Origin of the sequence: Mitsuaria sp. PDC51, from assembly GCF_900113225.1 — a bacterium.
Taxonomy (GTDB): Bacteria; Pseudomonadota; Gammaproteobacteria; order Burkholderiales; family Burkholderiaceae_C; genus Roseateles.
The window spans coordinates 289324-307397 of the sequence record NZ_FOZE01000003.1 but is presented as its reverse complement, the minus strand read 5'-3'; the positions used below and the strand labels follow the sequence as shown (position 1 = coordinate 307397).

The window sequence follows — 18074 nt, the reverse complement described above, 5'->3', positions numbered from 1 at the left end:
TCGCCGGGCCGATCAAGCGGCCTCGCGCATCGAGGACGCGCCCATGACGTTGCGCAGGAACGCGTCGTACATCAGCAGCGTCCACAGCGGCGTGCTGTGATCGCGCGAGCCGTTCTCGTGCTGCTCGACCATCGCGCCCACGGCCTTGAGGTCGAACATGCCGGAGTCCGCCAGCGGCCCGCCCAGCAGCGCGCCACGCACGCGCTGGCGCAGCGGCCCGCGGAACCAGCGCGCCAGCGGCACGGCGAAGCCCATCTTGGGCCGGTAGAGCACGTCGTTCGGGAGATGCGGCTCGAGCGTCTTCTTGAACAGGTACTTGCCCTCGCCGCCGCGCAGCTTCAGGTGGGACGGCAGCGTGGCCAGCCACTCGACCAGCGGGTGGTCCATCAGCGGCTCGCGCACCTCCAGCGAGTGCGCCATCGACGCGCGGTCCACCTTGGTGTTGATGTCGCCGACCAGGTAGGTCTGCAGGTCGATGTACTGGATCAGCGCCAGCGGGTCGTCGGTACCGGCGCGCTCGGCATGCTGCAGGAACAGCTCGCGCGCGTTGTAGCCGCCCAGCTCCGACTTGAAGCGCGCGCTGTACAGCGGCATGCGCTCGTTGTCGCGGATCACGGACATCGTGTGGAAGTAAGCCTCCACCGAGTTGCGCGCCAGCGCCTGGAAGGTGGTCTTCGCGCGGAACACGCGCGGCGCCCAGTCCGCCTTCGGATAGAGCCGGCCCAGCGTGCCGAACAGCGGCTTGCGCAGCCCCAGCGGCAGGCTGGCGCGCATGCGCTCCTCCATCATGTGCAGCTTGTAGCGGCGGTAGCCGCCGAAGCTCTCGTCGCCGCCATCGCCCGACAGCGCCACCGTCACATGCTTGCGCGCGAGCTGGCAGACGCGGTAGGTCGGGATCGCGGAGCTGTCGGCATAGGGCTCGTCGTAGAGCCGCGCCAGCGTGTCGATCAGGTCGAAGTCGTCGCTCTGGACCATCTCCACGTGGTGGTCGGTCTGGTAGCGGTCCGCGACCATCTGCGCGAACTCGGACTCGTTGTACTGCGGATCGTCGAAGGACATCGAGCAGGTCTTGACCGGGCCGTTGGTCTCGCCGGCCATCATCGCGACCACCGCGCTGGAGTCCACGCCGCCCGACAGGAAGGCGCCCAGCGGCACCTCCGAGATCAACCGCAGCTTGACCGCCTCGCGCAGGCGGCGCGTCAGTTCCTCCTGCGCCTGGACCTCGTCGATCTTGTTGTCCGTGGTGAAGCTGACGTCCCAGTAGCGGCGCGGCTGGCCCAGGCGCTGGTCGCCGCGCTTGATGACCAGCGTGTGCGCCGGCGGCAGCTTCAGGGCCTGGCGGAAGATGGTGCGCGGCTCGGCGACGTAGCCCAGCGCGAAGTACTCCTCGACCGCCTGCGGCACGATGTCGCGCTTCATCGCCGGGTGCGCGAGCAGCGCTTTCAACTCGGAGCCGAAGACCAGCGTGCCGTCGTCCAGCAGCGCGTAGAACATCGGCTTCACGCCGAGCCGGTCGCGCGCCATGAAGAGCTGGTCGCGCGCCTGGTCCCACAGCACGAAGGCGAACATGCCGCGCAGCTTGTGCACGCAGTCCTCGCCCCAGGCCGACCAGGCGTGGACGATGGCCTCGGTGTCGCTCTTGGTCTGGAACACATAGCCCAGCGCGGTCAGCTCCTCGGTGAGCTGTTGGTAGTTGTAGATCTCGCCGTTGAAGACGATGCCCACCGAATGGTCCGCGTTGAACAGCGGCTGCTGGCCGGTGGCGATGTCGATGATCGACAGCCGGCGGTGGCCGAAGGCCAGGCCCGGCTGCAGGTGGATGGAGCCCTCGTCCGGGCCGCGGTGGTGCAGCGAGTCGTTGATGCGATGCATCAGCGCGCCATCGAAGTCGCGCCGCCCCCGGGTGTCGAAGAGTCCGCTGATTCCGCACATGCTCGTTCCCCTGCCTATCCCTCAGTTGTTCTTGTCGGCGCCGGCACGGTGGCCGCGCAGCGAGTCATACAGCCCCTGGTAGCGGGCCACCATGGCGCGCATGCTGAAGTCGCGCTCGACGCGCGCGCGGCCGGCCTCGCCCATCGCCGCCGCCCGCGCCGGATCGCGCGCCAGCGCCAGCAGCGCCGCGGCCATCGCCTCGGGCGCGGCGGCGGGGACCAGCAGGCCGCTCTCGTCGCGCGTGACCAGGTCCGCATTGCCACCGACCTCGGTCGCCACCACCGGCAGCCCGCTGGCCATCGCCTCCAGGATGGTGTTGGAGATGCCCTCGGCCAGCGACGGCAGCGCGAACACATGCAGGCCGCGCATCACGGCCGGCACGTCGGTGCGCTCGCCCGGCAGCCAGGCCAGCGCGCTCAGGCCCGCCTCGTCGAGCAGCGCCTGGCACTGCGCCCGCAGCGGACCGTCGCCGACCAGCACCAGACGCGCGCGCTCGCGCAGCTCCGGGGCCGCGCCGATCATCGCGATGAACGCCCGCGTCAGCATCACCTGATCCTTGACCGGCGCCATGCGGCCCACCGTGCCGATCAGCCAGTGCACGGCCGGATCGAAGGGGCAGCCGGGAATGGGCTCGGCGCGCTGACGCTGGAAGCGCTGCGTGTCGACGCCATTGACGAACTGGCTCACGCGCGCCGGCGGCACGCCGACCGGGCCGGTGAGGTACTCGCCCAGGTCGCGCGACAGCGCGATGTAGTGCGAGACGAAGGGCTTGTAGAAGCGGCGCACGCGCTGGTAGGCGCGGTTGCGGCCGTCCAGGTCGCCGACGTCGCGGCCATGCTCGCCGTGGATGCGCACCGGCACGCGCGCGGCCCAGGCCGGCAGCTGCACCTCCAGCGCGGCCAGGTTGCGGCTGTGCACGATCGCGGGCCGGAGCGTCCGGAACAGCCGGTACAGCTTCGGATAGAGCCAGAAGCCCTGCCCCGGCGGCTTGTTCAGCGCGAAGCACTCGACGTCGTCGCGCTGCAGGCGCTTGCGGAAGTCGGTCACCTCGGTCAGCGCGACGATCGCGTGCCGGTAGTCCTTCGCCGGCATGTGGTTGATCAGGTTCACCACGCCGTTCTCGAGACCGCCGGTGTCGAAGCGGTACATCACGTGCAGCACCAGCGGCCGCTCGTCGGCCACGGCCATCGCGCGCTCGACGCTCATGCCGGCGCTCATCGCGCAGCTCCCGTTGCCGCGCCGCGCTGGCCGGCATCGCGCACCTGGCGCAGCTCGGCGTCGATCGCGGCCCAGTGCTGGCGCAGGAAGGCCTCGAGCCGGCGCGGCGCCTGCTCGTCGGCCTCGGTGTAGACCAGCACCAGCGCGGCGTCGTCGCCTTGCCCGCGCAGCCGCTCCAGCGCGCCCCAGACCCGCGCGCGCCAGGCGCTGGTCATCGGCCGGCCATTGATCCAGTAGACATGCCACATCAGCATCCGCGGCGCGGTCACCGCGTCCAGCGAGGACGCGCGCACCTGCGTGCTCAGCAGCGGGACCGCGGCGGCGGCGCGGCCGTCCGCGCCGGCCGGAACGACGTCCACCGTGCCGCGGCCGGTCACGGCCCACTGCTTGTTCTCCGGCGACACGACCGCGTTGCTGGAGCTCACCAGCTTGCGTTCGTAGTCCTGGTCGCGGAAATACTGCAGGTGCAGGCCCACGCGCGGCGGGTTCGCCGGTCCGGTGAACTGCTGGTGGCGCGCGGCGTTGGCGCCTTCGAAGTCGGGCGTCCACGCGTCCGAGGGCACGACCTGGGCCTGCCAGCCCGGCGCCGCGGCCACCGCGGGCAACGTGTCGACCGGGGCCGAGTGGCCCTGGCGCAGCCAGGCGCCGGCGGCCACGGGCAGCGCGACGGCCAGCAGCACGGCGACGCTCGCGCCCCAGCCCATGGCCAGGGTCGCGGGCGCGGCGGCCTCGCGGGCCGGCGGGACCAGCGGCAACTCCGGCTGCGACCAGCGCGCGCCGATCAGGAACATCGCCAGCATCACGACGCCGAAGAACAGCCAGCCGTAGATCAGGTGGTCCACGCCCACCGCCAGGGTGTTGCCCGACAGGTGGCCGATCATGACGATCAGGTAGGCGCGGGCCCAGTTCGCCACCAGCGGCAGCGCCAGCGCGAAGGCGATGAAGCCCAGGCGACGCCGCGTCGAGTGGTAGCTGAGGTAGGCGTAGAGCGTGCCCACCATCGCCGAGGCGATCAGGTATCGCACGCCGGAGCAGGCCTCGACGACGGACCACTGGCCGCTCGGGATGATGAACTGCAGGCCTTCCTGGTAGACCGGCAGGCCGCTGAGCCGCAGCGCGAGGACGGTGAACTTCGCCGTCCAGTCCATCAGCTGCGGCAGCAGGAACTCGCCCACCGGGACGCAGAAGAAGAGGAAGCCCAGCGGGAAGGCCATCTCGCGCGCGACGCGCCAGCCCAGCACCGCCGGCACCAGCAGCACCAGCATGGCCACCAGCGCGAACTGGGTGGCGGCGTTGATCGCGGCGAAGTCGGCGAACAGCCAGATCGCGCCCAGCAGCGCGATCGGCAGCGCCAGCCCGGGCACCGGCCGCGGCGTCAGCGGCGCGACCATCTCGCGCCGGCGCCAGGCCAGCCACAGCGCGATCGGCGGCACCAGGAAGGCATGGGTGAAGGTGCCGGAGCGCCACCAGATGGTGACCATGCCCAGCGCGGTCTGGCGGTACAGCAGCAGCAGCGCGATGGTCAGCAGGACCAGCACCGCGAGTGGGCGACGCCACGCCGAGGGAATGCCCCGCTCACGCAGCGCCGACGGGGTAGTAGCGCTCATGCCGGCCCCTCGCCCGCGGCCAGCCGCGGTCGGTCCCCCAGGGGGACGCAAGCTTGCTTGGGACGGCCCTGCGCTGCGCTCATGCCGCCTGTCCCTGCGCCGTCTCGCGCGGCAGGTAGCCGTCGAGCTTGGCCAGATGGGCCTGCCAGCTGAACTGGCGCAGCACCCGCTCGCGGGCCTGCTGGCCGATGGCCTGGGCGCGCGCGGGTGCGCTCAGCAGCGCGTGGACCAGCTCGAGGTAATCGGCGGCGCTGTCGGCCGAGAGCAGGTCCTGGCCGGCCAGCACGCCGTCGGCGCCCAGCGCCTCGACGCAGCTGCGCGCCGCCACCACCGGCCGGCCCACCGCCATCGCCTCCAGGATCTTGTTCTGCACGCCCCGCGCCAGCCGCAGCGGCGCCACGACCGCAGCCGCGTGCTGCAGGTAGGGCCGCACGTCCGGCACCGTGCCGGTGACGCGCACCGCGTCGCCGGCCAGCGCCAGCACCGCCGGCGTCGGCGCGCGGCCGACGATGGTGAAGCGCAGCGTCGGCCAGCGCTGGCGCAGCTGCGGCAGCACCTCGGCGGTGAACCACTGCACCGCGTCGACGTTGGGCCAGTAGTCCATCGCGCCGGTGAAGACCAGCGGCAGCTCGTCCGCCTCGAAGGGGTTGGCCTGCTGCGGCAGCGGCGCGAAGTAGCCGCTGTCGACGCCGTTGCTCAGCGCCTCGATCGGCGCGCCGGTGGCGGACAGACGCTGGAACAGCGCCTTCTCGCCCTCGGTGACGAAGAAGGAGCAGCGCGCCTGCTCGGCGACGCGGCGCTCGTAGGCGAGCAGCTCGCGGCCCTCGCGGCGATACAGCCACGACATCGGCCAGCGGTGCGCCTTGGCGTAGTCGGTCCACTTGGCCGAGTCCACGTCGACGAAGTCGATCAGCATCGGCACCGGGCCCGCGATCTCGCGCAGCTGCTCGGCGTACTGCGCCATCGTCGACGAGAACACCACGACCGCGTCGAAGCGCTGGCGCCGCGCGAGCTGCGCGATCCAGTCGCGCATCGCGCGGTGGCGGTAGTAGGGCAGGCTCAGCGCCTCGCCGGTGGCCAGGCCGCGCAGGCTGGCCACGCGCGCCAGCAGCGGGTTCAGGTCGGCGGCGAAGACCTCCTCGCACTGCGCTTGCAGCGCCGGCACATGGGCCCAGTCCTCGGCATCGTCGACGAAGGTGCCCAGCCACACCCGGTGCTGCGCGGTCAGGTGCTTGAGCAGGTGGTACGAGCGCAGCTTGTCGCCCTTGTTGGGCGGATACGGCAGGCGGTGGACCAGGTAGAGGATGTCGGCCACGGCGCCCTCCTCAGCCGAGGCTGCGCACGATGTGCGGCCCGAGCCAGTTGGCCACGCCGATCGGCAGCCGGCGCCAGGCCTTGATCATCAGCTGGTACTTGGCATTGCTGGGGTTGTTCTGCGGCACCGCGTCGCGCTTGTAGAGGCGGTACTCGTAGTTCAGCGGCGTCGGCTCGAAGCCCCAGTTCTTCTTGAACGCGTAGCTGCCGGTGCCCTGCTTGCTGCGGCCGTAGTCGAAGACCTTGAGCCCGCGCGCGCAGGCGCGGCGCATCAGTTCCCAGTACTTGAAGTCGTTGGCGGCCAGGTCGCGCGCCGCGACCGCGTCGCCGGCGTAGTACGGCAGCACCTCGTCACGGAAGTAGAAGCTCAGCACGCCGGACAGCGGCTCGCCCTGCGGGCTGGTGACGATCAGCACCTCGGCCGCGTCGCCGAACTCGTCCAGCAGCGCCTGGAAGTAGCGCCGCGGCATCGCCGGCGTGCCGTGGCGATGGACGTTGTCCGCGTACAGCGCGAAGAAGCGCTTCACGTCGCGGTCGATCTCCGCCTTCAGCGCGTTCTTGATGCCCTTGCGCACCATCGCGCGCTGCTTGCGCGGGATGGCCAGCATGTTGGCCTCCTCGTCCTCGAGGATCTCCTTGCGGAAGGTGACGTACAGGTCCTGGTGCGGCCAGTCCTGGTGACGGCGCTGGATGTTGCGCAGCTCCAGGTGATCGGGCGAGAGCGTCTGGCACAGGCGCTGCGCCATCTGCTCCAGGTGGTCGGCCGCCTCGGGCGTCTCGGCGGCCACGCCGCCATAGACGGCGAAGGGCAGGCTCACCAGCGCATGGCCGAACAGCCGGCTCTTGACCTCGGCCAGCGGCAGCACGCCTTCGATGCGCCCGTCGCGCTCGACGTAGAAGAAGAAGCAGCGGTGCTTGAACTGGCGCTGGATGACGCGCTGCCAGCCCGAGAGATGGAAGAAGGTCGCGGACGGACAGCCGCGCACGAACTCGTCCCAGCGCCGCGCCGTGGCGGCGTCGTCGACGTGCAGCTGCTTGACCTCCAGTGGGGCCGCCGCGCCCGCTCCGGAGGATGCGTGGGCGGAGGCCGGGGCGCCGCGCTGCGTGTCGACGTCCGGGAGGGCCGGTGCTGCCGCGCTCATGCCGCCTGCCGCTCGGCGCCGGCCGGCGCCAGGAAGAGCTCGTCCATCCGCGCCCAGGCGAAGTCGCCGAGCAGCTGCGCGATGCGCGACTCGGTGCGGTCGATGTTGACGTAATGGCGGAAGCGCGTCTTCGCGTCGATGCCGGGGATGCGCGGCTGCGCCGGATCGATCTCCCACGGATGGAAATAGAAGACCGCGCTGCGGCCCTCGATGCGGTTGAAGCGCTCGATCATCCAGCGGGTGACGCCGTAGGGCAGCAGCCGGAACCAGCCGCCGCCGCTGCTCGGATAGTTCTTGCCCCGGAAGCGCAGCGTGGTCACCGGCACCTCGATCAGGCCGGGGCGCACCTCGTGGGCGAAGCGCGGCGCATCGGGCATGCCGTAGTGGTCGTGCTGGATCGGATAGACGCTGGAGCTGTAGCGGTAGCCGCAGTCGCGCAGCACGTCGAAGGCCCAGAGGTTGTCCTTGCCGATCGAGAAGCTCGGCGCGCGGTAGCCCTTGACCTCGACACCGCCCAGGTCCTCGAGCAGCGCCTTCGCGTCGCCGACGTCCTTCTGGAAGGAGACGCGATCCAGGTCGCTGGCGCGCTCATGGCCGAAGCCGTGGCTGGCGAGTTCATGGCCGCGCGCGACGATCTCGCGCACCAGCTGCGGATAACGCTGCGCGATCCAGCCCAGCGTGAAGAAGGTCGCTTTCACGCCCTTCGCGTCGAGCAGGTCCAGGATGCGATGGACGTTGCGCTCGACGCGGCATTCGCGCGCGTCCCAGTCGCCGCGCGCGATGTAGGGCGCGAAGGCCGAGACCTGGAAGTAGTCCTCGACGTCGATGCTCATCGCATTGCGGATCACCGTGCGGTTCGGGCTCATCGCATCGCTCCCACCAGTTTCTGCAGCAGCGCCAGCGTCTGCTGGTTGATCCGTTCCAGTCGCATCAGGCTGTCCTCGATGCGCTGCAGCCGCGCGTCCTGGCCGTCCAGGCCCAGGCCGGCTAGTTCGTCGGCCAGCGCGCCGAGCTCGCCGTTCATGCCGCCCTGCCCCACCCGCGCGCGCAGCCGCGACAGGTCCAGGTCGACCGCCAACTCCGCGCCGGACGCATGGCCGTTGAGCTCCGAGGCATGCAGCGCCGGCGCGGGCGCCGAGGCCGATTCCTTGGACAGGTCCTCGACCACCTCGTCGACATCGGCCGCGGTGAGGTGCGGGTTCTCGTGCATGAAGCCCAGCAGCAGCAGGCGGTCGCACAGCGTGTTGATGCGGCGCGGGATGCCATGGCTGGCGCGGTGCAGCGCGGTGAAGGCGTCGGCGTCGAAGCTGGGCTTGCCGGCCGCGCCGGCGCACTTGAGGCGGTGTTCGATGTAGCGCTGGGTGTCCTCCTCGTCCAGCGGGCCGATGTGGCAGCTGGCCGCGATGCGCTGGCGGAACTGCTCCATCTCGGGCCGCTGCAGGATGGCGCGGAATTCCGGCTGCCCGACCAGGAAGGTCTGCACCAGCGACTGGTTGCCGAACTGGAAGTTGGACAGCATGCGCAGCTCCTCGACCGCGCGGGCGGTGAGGTTCTGCGCCTCGTCGACGATCAGCAGGCAGCGCTTGCCGCGGCTGGCCTCGCTGACGAAGAAGGCCTCCAGCGCCATCAGCAGCTCGCTCTTGGGCAGGTCCTTGACCCGCACGCCGAAGGCCGCGCCCACCAGGCGCAGCGTGTCCTCGGCGTCCAGCTGCGTGGTGACGACATTGCCGATGACGACGTTGCTGCGGTTCAGGCTGTCCAGCAGCCCGCGCACCAGCGTCGTCTTGCCGGCGCCGATCTCGCCAGTGATGACGATGAAGCCGTCGCTGCGCAGCACGCCGTAGTCCAGGTAGGCCTTGGCGCGGCGATGCTGCTTGCTGCCGAAGTAGAAGCTGGGGTCGGGACTGAGCTGGAACGGCTTGCTGGCCAGCCCGTAGAAGGCCTCGTACATGGCGGTGACTGCTTTAGAAGCGCTGGGTCAGCGATGCGTAGATCGCGTGTTCCTGATAGCTGTTGGCGAACAGGCTGGTGTCGTCGAACTTCGTCTGGCGCAGGCCGAAGGCGGCATCGCTGCGCGGCCCCAGCCGGAGCGTGACATTGGCGGTCAGCGACCGCATGTCGTTGCCGCCGACGCCGTCGCCGCGGGAGTTCTGCCGCGAGTAGCTCAGGTTGGCATTGGCCAGCGGGGTGAGGCGGTAGCCGACCGAGACCGTCGCGCCGCGCTGGCGCACCCGGTCGGTCAGGGCCAGGTCGCCGCTGCCCGTCGGGGCGGTGTTGATGCGCCGGCTATTGTTGTCGTTGGCGCTGAAGGTCGTGGTGAGCCGCGGGCCGCTCCAGATCAGCGACACGTCGGTGCGGCGCTGCAGCGTCGCGGTGTTGCTCAGGAAACCGGCGCCGCTGAACGAGTTCGGGCTCAGGCCCAGCGCCGCCAGCAGCGCGCGCACCAGCGCGTCGCGCTTGACCGGGTCCGGCTCGGTGCCGCTGAACTGCAGGTCCAGCAGCTGGTAGTTGGTGGCCTGCGTCGGCGTCTCGCCGGTGTTGACGCTCTGGCTGCTGTTGACCCGCAGCGCGAGCTGCGACATGCGGTGCTCGAAGCTCAGGTTGTGGCTGTTGCCGTAGCTGTGGTGCTGCCAGTCGGCGGCCAGCTTGGTGCGCGGCCCCGGCGACCAGCGCAGGTTGGCGCCGTAGACCGAGGTGGTCTCCGGGCCGAAGTAGTCGCTGCGCTCGCGCCCGCCGGTCACGCCCAGCATCCAGTCGATGTCCGGCACCCAGTTCAGCGAGCCCACCACGCTGGTGGTGCGGTAGTCGATGCCGGTCTGCTCGAAATGCATGCGGCTGGTGGAGGCGTTGAGCCCCCAGTTGAGCTGGCGCCCGGCCGGGCCGGCCAGGTTCAGCATCAGCGAGCCTTCCTTGCTGTTGCCGCTGCCGCTGGCCGCGCCGGCGCCGCCCTCGCTGGAATCGCGCATCTGGCCGGTGGCCCGCAGCTCGAAGGTCGCGGCGCTGCCCAGCCGCCCGCGCCAGTACGGCGAGACCTGCAGCATGCGGGTCTCGGTGCGGTTGGGGCTGTCCAGCGTGCCGTCGGGCGACTGCTGGCCGAAGGCCGAGATCGCCTGCTGGCTGATGTTGCCGGTGACGTCGACGTACAGCGCCGTCTGCACCAGCTCCGCGGTGAAGCGGGTGCTGAGCTGGTTCTGGAGCCGGCTGTCGCGCTCGCTCTTGGCGTAGACGATGCCGTCGAGCGTGTAGTCGAAGCTGCCGCGGATCGCGCCGCTGCTGCTGGCGATCGTCACCCCCGGCGAGACGGTGGTGATGAAGGCGCGGTCGCGCGAGTTGTCGGGCGACAGCGCGAGGTTGTCGGTCCAGGTCTCCGAGACGCTGATCCGCGGGATCACCGCGATGCCCTTGCGCGATCCGCCGGCGGACGCGGCCTCCTCCTGCGCGACGGCGGGCGCCTGCGCCACGGCGGCGACCAGGCCCAGCGCGGCCAGGGCGACCCGGGACAGCGGCCGGCGGCGAAGGTCGAAGGCCCGCGTCATCGTGTCAGGCCCGGTCCGCGCCGGGTTGCGCGTCGCCCTGGCCGTCGGCCTGGCCATAGCCGTAACCGTAGCCATACCCGTAGCCGTAGCCATAGCCGTAGCCGCTGCTGCGCTTGTTGCTGGCCTGGTTGAGCAGCAGCATCTTGAGCGGGCAGTGCTCGATGGCCGCGACGGCCTGCTGCACCGCGCTCTGCGGCGTGCGCTCGGCCTGCACGACGATGACGACCTGGCCCATGTGCGTGGCCAGCACCCGCGACTCGGTGGTCAGCAGCAGCGGCGGGCTGTCGAAGATGATGATCCGGTCCGGATAACGCTTGGCCATGTCGTCCAGCAACGCGCTCATCGCGTCGCTGGCCAGCAGCTCGGTGGCGCGCGAGTGCGGGCGACCGCTGGGCAGCAGCGTCAGCTTGTCGACGTTGGTCTTGAGCAGGACGCTGGCCATGTCGGCCTCCTTCTCCAGCACGTCCAGCAGGCCGGGGCCGGGCGGCAGGCCCAGCATGCGCAGCATCGACGGGCGGGCGACGTCGGCGTCGACCAGCATCACGGTGTTGTCGAACTCGGCCGCGATCGACATGGCCAGGTTCAGGGAGGTGAAGCTCTTGCCCTCGCCGGGCAGCGCGCTGGTCACCATGATCAGGTTGGCGTGATTGAGGGTCGAGGCACCCTTGTTCATCGCGTTGCGGATCAGCGGGCGCTTGATGTTGCGGTACTGGTCCGCCATCACCGTGCGCGGCGCGTTCGGCGTCAGGAAGCCCTGCGCCGCGAGCGCGTCCAGGTCGAGCTCGACCCGCTTGGAACTCACGTCGCCGGGCGATCGGATCACCGCCGGGGCCGGGATCGGCACCACGGTCGCGGGCGCGGCCGATGTCGAGGTTGGTGTCGGCGTCACCGCCGGCGCGGCCGCGGTGGCCAGGCCGACGTCGACGCCGGCCTGCTTGAGTTGCTCGAGCCGCTGCGCGGCTTGTTCGATCAGGCTCGTCATGCGAAAACTCCCCTCACCCGGCCTGGCGGCTGATCCAGATGGCCATGCCGATCAGGCCCATGGCGTACAGGCTGACCAGGCTGCCCGACGCGACGCCGAAGCGCAGCAGGTCCACCTTGACGCGGCGCCGGTCCTCCGGCGTTTCCTGGCGCGAGACGGCGCCCAGGATCGGCAGTTCCAGACGGTGGCGCAGTTCGTTGAGGTCGTGGAACACCGGGCGGATCTGGCTGGCCGCGAAGGCGGTGACCAGGCCGGCGCCGAGCGCCACCACCATGCCGGCGGCCAGCAGCATCAGCCGGTTCGGCGCCACCGGCTTGGGCGAGGCGCGCGGCGGGTCGATGATGCGGAAGTCGGCCACGCCCGAGGTGTTGTCCAGGTCGGTCGACAGCGAGGCCGATTCGCGGCGCTCCACCATCTCCTGGTAGTTCTTCTTGATGATGTCGTAGTCGCGGTTGAGCTGGGCGAACTCGGCCTCGAGCTGCGGCGCCAGCTTGATCGCGCCCTGCGCGGAGGCGTAGCGCGCGCCGAATTCGTCGACGCGGGCGCGGATCTGCGCCACCTCGACCTCCTTGGCGGCCAGGATGCGGGCCAGCTCCTGGTTGGCCAGGCTGTCGTTCGGGCCGCCGGTGGGCACCGGGTTGGCCAGCGCGGCCTTCTGCAGGTCGGCCACTTCCCGCTTGCGCTGCTCTTCCAGGTCGCGGATCTGGCGCTTGATGTTGACGATGTCCGGATGCTGGTCGGTGTAGCGCTGCTGCAGCTGGTCCAGGCTGCGCTTGAGCTCGGCGATGCGGTTGTCCAGCTCGGGCGTCGCGAACTTCTGCGAACTCTCCTGCATCAGGCTCTGCAGGCTGGTGCCGGGCTGGCTGCGCTTGCGCTCCATCTCGATCTGCAGCCGGGCGGCGTCGCGGGCGTTCATCGCCTCGCGCAGCTGCAGCCGGGCGGCCTCGAGCTGGTTGCTGGCCTCGGCCAGGCGCGACGCGGCGTCCTTGCCGTCGGCCTGCGTCAGCTGCAGGTTGCGCAGCCGGAATTCCTTGCGCCGCGCTTCCGCCTCCTCGAGCTTGGTCTCGTAGGTCTTGATCTGCTCGTTCAGGAAGGCCGCGGCGGTGGTGCTGTCCTTGCGGCTGGCGCCCAGGCTGGACTCCATGAAGATCGACAGCAGCGAGGCGACAACCTTCTTGGAGATCTCCGGCGAGGAGTCGCGGTAGGACAGCAGGTACAGGTTGTTGGCCGAGTTGCCGGCGGTCTGGATCGAGAGGTTGCGCGTGACCCGGTCGATCAGCGCCTCCTGGTCGGACTTGCTGGTGGCCTTGAGGTCCAGGTCGGCCATGCGCACCAGTTTCTCGACGTTGGGGCGGCTGATCAGCGTGCGGCTGAGCATGTTGACCTGCTGCTCGGTGTTGGTCAGCACGGCCATGCCGGACATCAGCGGCTTGAGGATGGACTGGGTGTCCACGTAGACGCGGGCGCTGGCCTCGTAGCGGTCGGGCACGACGAACACCACGATGGCGGCGGCGATGCCCACCAGCCAGGCGGCGATCAGCCCCGGCCAGCGGTAGCGCCACATCCGCTTGAAGACGGCCATCAATTGCGCGATGAGGGAATCCATGCGGCGATCTCGGTTGCGCCGGCGTCGGCGCCGGTCGAGGCCCGGTCGGGAACGGGCCGGTACTTCGGGAAACGGGCGGGACTGGCCGGAACCGGACCGGGCCGTCGCGCCGCGGGCGCGCGGACCGGCCGGGCGGCGGTCAGAAGAAGCTCTGCGGAATGATCAGGATGTCGCCCGGGCGCATCTCGACGTTGGCGGAGACATCGCCGCGACGGATCAGATCCTTCAGACGCACCGAGTACTGCTTGTTGCCCTCGGCGGTGCGCAGGATGGTGGCGGAGTTGCCGGCCGCGAAATCGGTCAGGCCGCCGACGGCGATCATCACGTCCAGCAGGGTCATCTTCTGCTTGTAGGGCAGGAACTGCGGCTTGGCGGCCTCGCCCACGACGCGGATCTGCTCGCTGTACGGGCCGATGAAGCTGGTGACGATCACGGTGACGACCGGATCGCGCACGTACTTGCCGAGCTGCTTCTCGATGTCGCGGGCGATCTCGACCGAGTTCTTGCCCTGCACCGGCAACTCGTCGATCAGCGGGGCGGCGATCTTGCCGTCGGGACGCACGGGCACGGTCAGCGACAGTTCCGGATTGCGCCACACGATGATGTTGAGGTTGTCGCCGGCGCCGACCACGTAGCTGTAGTCGGCCTGCGAGGCGGACACCGGCGCGGGCGGCAGGCTGCCGGTGGTCGAGCAGCCGGCCAGCACCGTGGCGACGGCCAGCAGCGCGGTCTGTGCCGCCTTGATGGAAGCGATCTTCAGTCCAGTGTTCTTCAACATGTCCACCCCTGCAGGAAGCTGCCCGGATTGCACCTCAGCGCGCCCGGGTGTGGAACCCCCTGGACTGAGGGCGATCCCTTCCTGACGTGATGGAATTCCGTGCTAGCGGAGCCCCCCGAATCCCCCTGCGGGGGGCCCTCGAATTCCTCCTGGATCGGCCGGGAAAACCCCCGGTTCAGCGCCCGCGGAGCACCGGCTTGATCAGCGCGATCAGCAGGCGCTGCAGCGGATGGGAATTTCCGCCGGGCCGCCAGGTGTGCTTGAGCGTGCCGCGATAGGCATCGAAATGCATGCCCCAGGGCGCCGCGCGCAAGGGACCGCGATTCAGCAGCAGCTTCAGCACATTCGTGCCCATGACGCCGGCGCACAACTCGCAGGCCATGCCGGTCGACGGGCCGCGCCGTTCCTTGAAATTCACCGCCTCGGGGTCCACCAGATACTGCCGGCTGAGCATGGCCGGCGATACCCCGGCGATGAAGCGCGCATATTGCTCCTCGTGCGCCGCGCCCTCGACCTGGAAATAGTCCTCGAAACTCATCCCGGTGGGGCTGAAGTAGAGGAAGGCGGTGCCCATGCCCAGAGGAGCGGCGGTCATCGCGGGAATGCCCAGTTCGCGGCAGCGGCGAAACACCTTGCGGCGCACCTCCAGCACGAAAAAGTCGAGGCTGTCGACATACACATCGACATCCTTCAGGAATTCATCGAGGTTGGCATCGGTGACGCCGTCGCGGAACAGGCGGATATCGCTTTCCGGATTGATGTCGCGGGCCATTTCGGCGACGACCTCGATCTTGGGCCGCCCCATCGACGACATGAAGGCCGCGGCCTGCCGATTCATGTTGTGGACATCGAATTCATCGAAGTCGGCGATATTGAAATTGGCGATCCCCAGACGCGACAAGGTCAGTACATGGGCGCCGCCGACGCCACCCAATCCGGCCACCGCGACGCGGGCGCGCCGCAGCCGCTGCTGTTCATCCCGGGTGACCCAGCCGATATTGCGCGAGAAGGCGCGGTCGTAATCGAAAGTAAAACCGGAGGGGGTGTCGCGGCTCATGGGGTCTCCCTGTATCCGAATCGCGTCCGCCGGCTCGCGGGACCGGTCTGCGGGACGCAGCCGCCGAGTATGCGCCTGCCGCCCTGACGGCCATCGGCCGAAAAACGGGACGGGGCGCGCGCCGATCGCCCTCGACCCACCCTGCCCCGCGCATCGCGACACCCCCTCGACACCCCCCCGAAATGTGGGCCAGGCCGCTGTCGAAAAACTTGACAGCAAGCGCCGAGGATTCCCGCATCCGATTGCCAAGTCCTTGATTCACAAGGATGAAAGATGGCTGGCACGGTCCTCGCTTTGATCCCGGGCAAGAAGCCGGCACGTGCCGCTTCCTAACGTGCATCTGGCAAGACGCATCCTCAAGGAGAGACACATGTTCAAGCAAGCAAAGCTCGCACTGGCCGCCACCGCGCTGGCCGCTGCGACGTTGCCGGCGATGGCGGCCCCGCTGTACATCAACACCGGCCAGGACTTCCGTCCGGAGCCGAACGGCTCGACGAACACCACCGTGTTCGACCAACTGGGTTACAGCGGCACGCTGGCGACCTCGATCTACCTGGGTTCGCCGGCCACGCCTGGCACCACGGTGATCGACACCAACATCCCGTCCGTGATGAACGGCTACGGCTTCAGCGCCGGCACCAAGCCCACGCTGAGCGGCGGCACCGCCTCGTTCAACTATCCGAACGCGCCGGCGCAGACCAACATCGACTCGCTGAACAACCCGCAGAACCCGACCGACCTGAACGGCTTCGTCGGTGGCGTGGGCTTCCCGGCCTACGGCTTCGGCAACGTCGGCGGCCTGGGCGGCGCCTGGGGCCTGACCTACCAGTACGAGATCCAGGGCGTGACCGTGGACGGCAACGGCGACGGCGTCTCCGACTTCGTCCGCTACAACACCGGCGTGTTCAAGGTGTTCTACCAGAGCGCGGCGACCGACCCGAACAACGGCAAGGAAGTCCTGCGTCTGATCGTCACCGGTTCGGACATCCAGCTGACCAACCTGAATGTCAGCGGCTACGTTGACTACAGCTACGCTGGCGGCGACACCTTCATCCAGAACTTCTTCAACTCTGGTGACGGTCTGGGCACGCTGTACAGCAACTGGCTGAACAACAACATCTCGGTGAGCTGGGTGCTGGACACCAACGTCGATCCCCCGATCCCGACCCCGGACCAGCTGTGGAACGCTGGCGGCGGCCTGATCCGTCAGTCGACGCTGGACGGCTCCCTGGTGATCAACGTGCCGGAACCGGGCTCCCTGGCCCTGGTCGGCCTGGCCCTGGCGGGCCTGGGCTTCGCCCAGCGCCGCCGCGCCCTGCGCAAGTAATCGGCTTCGGCTGAATGCGAAAACCGCCCTTCGGGGCGGTTTTTTTCTTTGGGGCGACGCGAGGGGCCGGACGGGCATGCGCTCCACATCGCGGCGAGCCCGCGCTTTGCCGCTCCGCGATCAACGCAACGGCGTCACGACCCCCCGGCCCTGGGACCAGATGATCGCCACCACTTGCTGGGCGTCGTACAGGGCGTTCACGTGGGCGACCCGCATCGAGTAGTAATCGCCTTCCGCGGCCATCACGTCGAACAGGGAGCGCTTGCCGAGCTGCTGCCACTGCTGGAGCGTGAAGCCGCGGACGCGTTCGCTGTTGCGCAGGATGTCGACCAGCCGCCGCGAGCGGTCCAGCGACGAGGACGCCGCCTCGTACATCTCCTGCACGCGATAGCGCTTGGCCTCGATGGTCTCGTCGCGCTGCAGCGAGGCCGCCTGGGCGCGCCGGCGCGCCGAGGTCAGCGCCGAGTCGGCGCCCGGCTGCACGATCGGGATGTTGACCGTCACGCCGCCGATCCAGTCGGTCTGGCGGGCCTGGCCCACCGTCGAGTTGCCCGACACCAGCAGGCTCACGCTGGGCTGCTGCCCGGCGCGCACCGATTCCGCGTAGCTGCGCTGGGCCTGGGCCTGGGCCGAGGCGGCCGCCACGTCGGGCGACACCATCACGTCGGCCAGCATCTCGTTGAGGTCGGGCAGGCGCGCCAGCACCGCGCTCATCGCCGCGCCGCGCGGCAGTTCGTCGCCGACGAAGCGCTTCAGGCGCACCTCGGTCTGGCGCAGCGCGGACGTGGTCTGTTCATAGGACAGGTCGGCCTGCTGCAGGCTCTTCTGCGCCTGCACCAGCTCGCTGGCGCGGCCGTGGTCGGCCTTGGTGATGATGTCCAGCGCCTCGACCAGGCAGGCCATCTTGCGCACGTACTGGCTGTAGACCTGCGCCTGCAGCTGATAGCGGCCACGGTCCAGCGCCAGCGACACCGTCTGCAGCGCGACCTGTTCCTCCGCGCTCGACTGCCCGAAGCGCGCGGCCTCGAGGAGCTGCGACTTCCATTCGGTCAGCTTGGTGATGCGGCCCGAGTCGTAGATCGGCGCGGTCACGCTCAGCGAGCCCCGTCCCTGCAGGCCGCTCGAGTGGTTGCCCGGGCCATCGCCCGGCAGCACGGTGCCGGTGTGGGCAGCCGACAAGCCCAGCGTCACCGTGGGCAGGCGCTGCGCCTTGGCTTCCTGGTAATCGGCCTCCGCGGCCAAGGTCAGCAGCCGTGTCGCGCCCAGCGCCTTGCTGCGATTGAGCGCGCGGTTGACGAGCTCCTGCAGCTGCGAGCGCGGGTCGGCATCGCCGACGTCCAGCAGCGCGGTGTCCTTGGCTGAGAGCTGCGCGGGCGGCAGCGTCCGCTCGTCCGAGCAGCGGCTCGGCGGCGGATCCTGCGCCCAGACGGGTGCGCTGAAGCTGGCGAGCGCCGTCAGCACGACGGCTGCGCCGGCGCTCAGGCGAAAGATGGAGGTACGCCGCGGGCTCCGGCGTGGAGTCGAGATGGTCATGGTCACGCGTACTGCAAGCAATTTCCCATGCCTCTACTGGAC

General features: G+C 69.7%; 14 protein-coding genes. 1 reads left to right on the top strand and 13 read right to left on the bottom strand.

The genetic code is table 11. The features are described 5' to 3' along the window. Positions 1-12: 12 nt before the first annotated feature. From BM393_RS21865 to BM393_RS21810, 12 genes are all read right to left on the bottom strand, one after another. Positions 13-1932: an XrtA/PEP-CTERM system amidotransferase gene (locus BM393_RS21865; RefSeq protein WP_091732859.1), complete on the bottom strand. Its 1920-nt coding sequence runs from the start codon at positions 1930-1932 to the stop codon at positions 13-15. A 21-nt stretch (positions 1933-1953) separates the two neighbouring features. After that, the gene (locus BM393_RS21860) at positions 1954-3150 is read right to left on the bottom strand and encodes a TIGR03088 family PEP-CTERM/XrtA system glycosyltransferase (RefSeq protein WP_254783556.1); all 1197 of its coding nucleotides are present in this window, start codon (positions 3148-3150) and stop codon (positions 1954-1956) included. Next, positions 3147-4757: an exosortase A gene (xrtA, locus tag BM393_RS21855; RefSeq protein ID WP_091732856.1), complete on the bottom strand. Its 1611-nt coding sequence runs from the start codon at positions 4755-4757 to the stop codon at positions 3147-3149. The genes BM393_RS21860 and xrtA overlap by 4 nt, the downstream gene beginning before the upstream one ends. Positions 4758-4836: 79 nt before the next feature. Further along, the gene (locus BM393_RS21850; protein ID WP_091732851.1) at positions 4837-6072 is read right to left on the bottom strand and encodes a TIGR03087 family PEP-CTERM/XrtA system glycosyltransferase; all 1236 of its coding nucleotides are present in this window, start codon (positions 6070-6072) and stop codon (positions 4837-4839) included. A 10-nt stretch (positions 6073-6082) separates the two neighbouring features. Next, on the bottom strand, positions 6083-7213 hold the full coding sequence (locus tag BM393_RS21845; RefSeq protein WP_091732847.1) for a FemAB family XrtA/PEP-CTERM system-associated protein: 1131 nt from the start codon (positions 7211-7213) through the stop codon (positions 6083-6085). Beyond that, positions 7210-8079 carry an XrtA system polysaccharide deacetylase gene (locus BM393_RS21840; RefSeq protein WP_091732844.1) on the bottom strand — a complete coding sequence of 290 codons (870 nt, stop codon included), beginning with the start codon at positions 8077-8079 and terminating at the stop codon, positions 7210-7212. Before BM393_RS21840 ends, BM393_RS21845 begins: the two co-directional genes overlap by 4 nt. Continuing rightward, positions 8076-9164, bottom strand: a complete 1089-nt coding sequence (locus tag BM393_RS21835) for an XrtA/PEP-CTERM system-associated ATPase (protein WP_091732840.1) — start codon at positions 9162-9164, stop codon at positions 8076-8078. Before BM393_RS21835 ends, BM393_RS21840 begins: the two co-directional genes overlap by 4 nt. Before the next feature lie 13 nt (positions 9165-9177). After that, positions 9178-10749: a TIGR03016 family PEP-CTERM system-associated outer membrane protein gene (locus BM393_RS21830; RefSeq protein ID WP_175538461.1), complete on the bottom strand. Its 1572-nt coding sequence runs from the start codon at positions 10747-10749 to the stop codon at positions 9178-9180. Positions 10750-10753: 4 nt separating this feature from the next. Next, a complete protein-coding gene (locus BM393_RS21825; protein WP_091732832.1) occupies positions 10754-11731 on the bottom strand; it encodes an XrtA-associated tyrosine autokinase in 978 nt (325 codons plus the stop codon). A 13-nt stretch (positions 11732-11744) separates the two neighbouring features. Further along, positions 11745-13337 (bottom strand): XrtA system polysaccharide chain length determinant, encoded by a 1593-nt coding sequence (locus tag BM393_RS21820; RefSeq protein ID WP_091732827.1) that lies wholly within the window; start codon positions 13335-13337, stop codon positions 11745-11747. Between the two features lie 139 nt (positions 13338-13476). Further along, on the bottom strand, positions 13477-14115 hold the full coding sequence (locus BM393_RS21815; RefSeq protein WP_091732823.1) for an XrtA/PEP-CTERM system exopolysaccharide export protein: 639 nt from the start codon (positions 14113-14115) through the stop codon (positions 13477-13479). Positions 14116-14290: 175 nt separating this feature from the next. Continuing rightward, positions 14291-15172 (bottom strand): ThiF family adenylyltransferase, encoded by an 882-nt coding sequence (locus tag BM393_RS21810; RefSeq protein WP_091732819.1) that lies wholly within the window; start codon positions 15170-15172, stop codon positions 14291-14293. 370 nt (positions 15173-15542) lie between these two features. On the opposite strand from BM393_RS21810, the gene BM393_RS21805 reads away from it, so the two are divergent. After that, positions 15543-16499 (top strand): PEP-CTERM sorting domain-containing protein, encoded by a 957-nt coding sequence (locus BM393_RS21805; protein WP_091732814.1) that lies wholly within the window; start codon positions 15543-15545, stop codon positions 16497-16499. A gap of 120 nt (positions 16500-16619) precedes the next feature. On the opposite strand, the gene BM393_RS21800 is transcribed toward BM393_RS21805, so the two are convergent. Next, positions 16620-18032 carry a TolC family protein gene (locus tag BM393_RS21800; protein WP_091732810.1) on the bottom strand — a complete coding sequence of 471 codons (1413 nt, stop codon included), beginning with the start codon at positions 18030-18032 and terminating at the stop codon, positions 16620-16622. Positions 18033-18074: the final 42 nt, after the last annotated feature.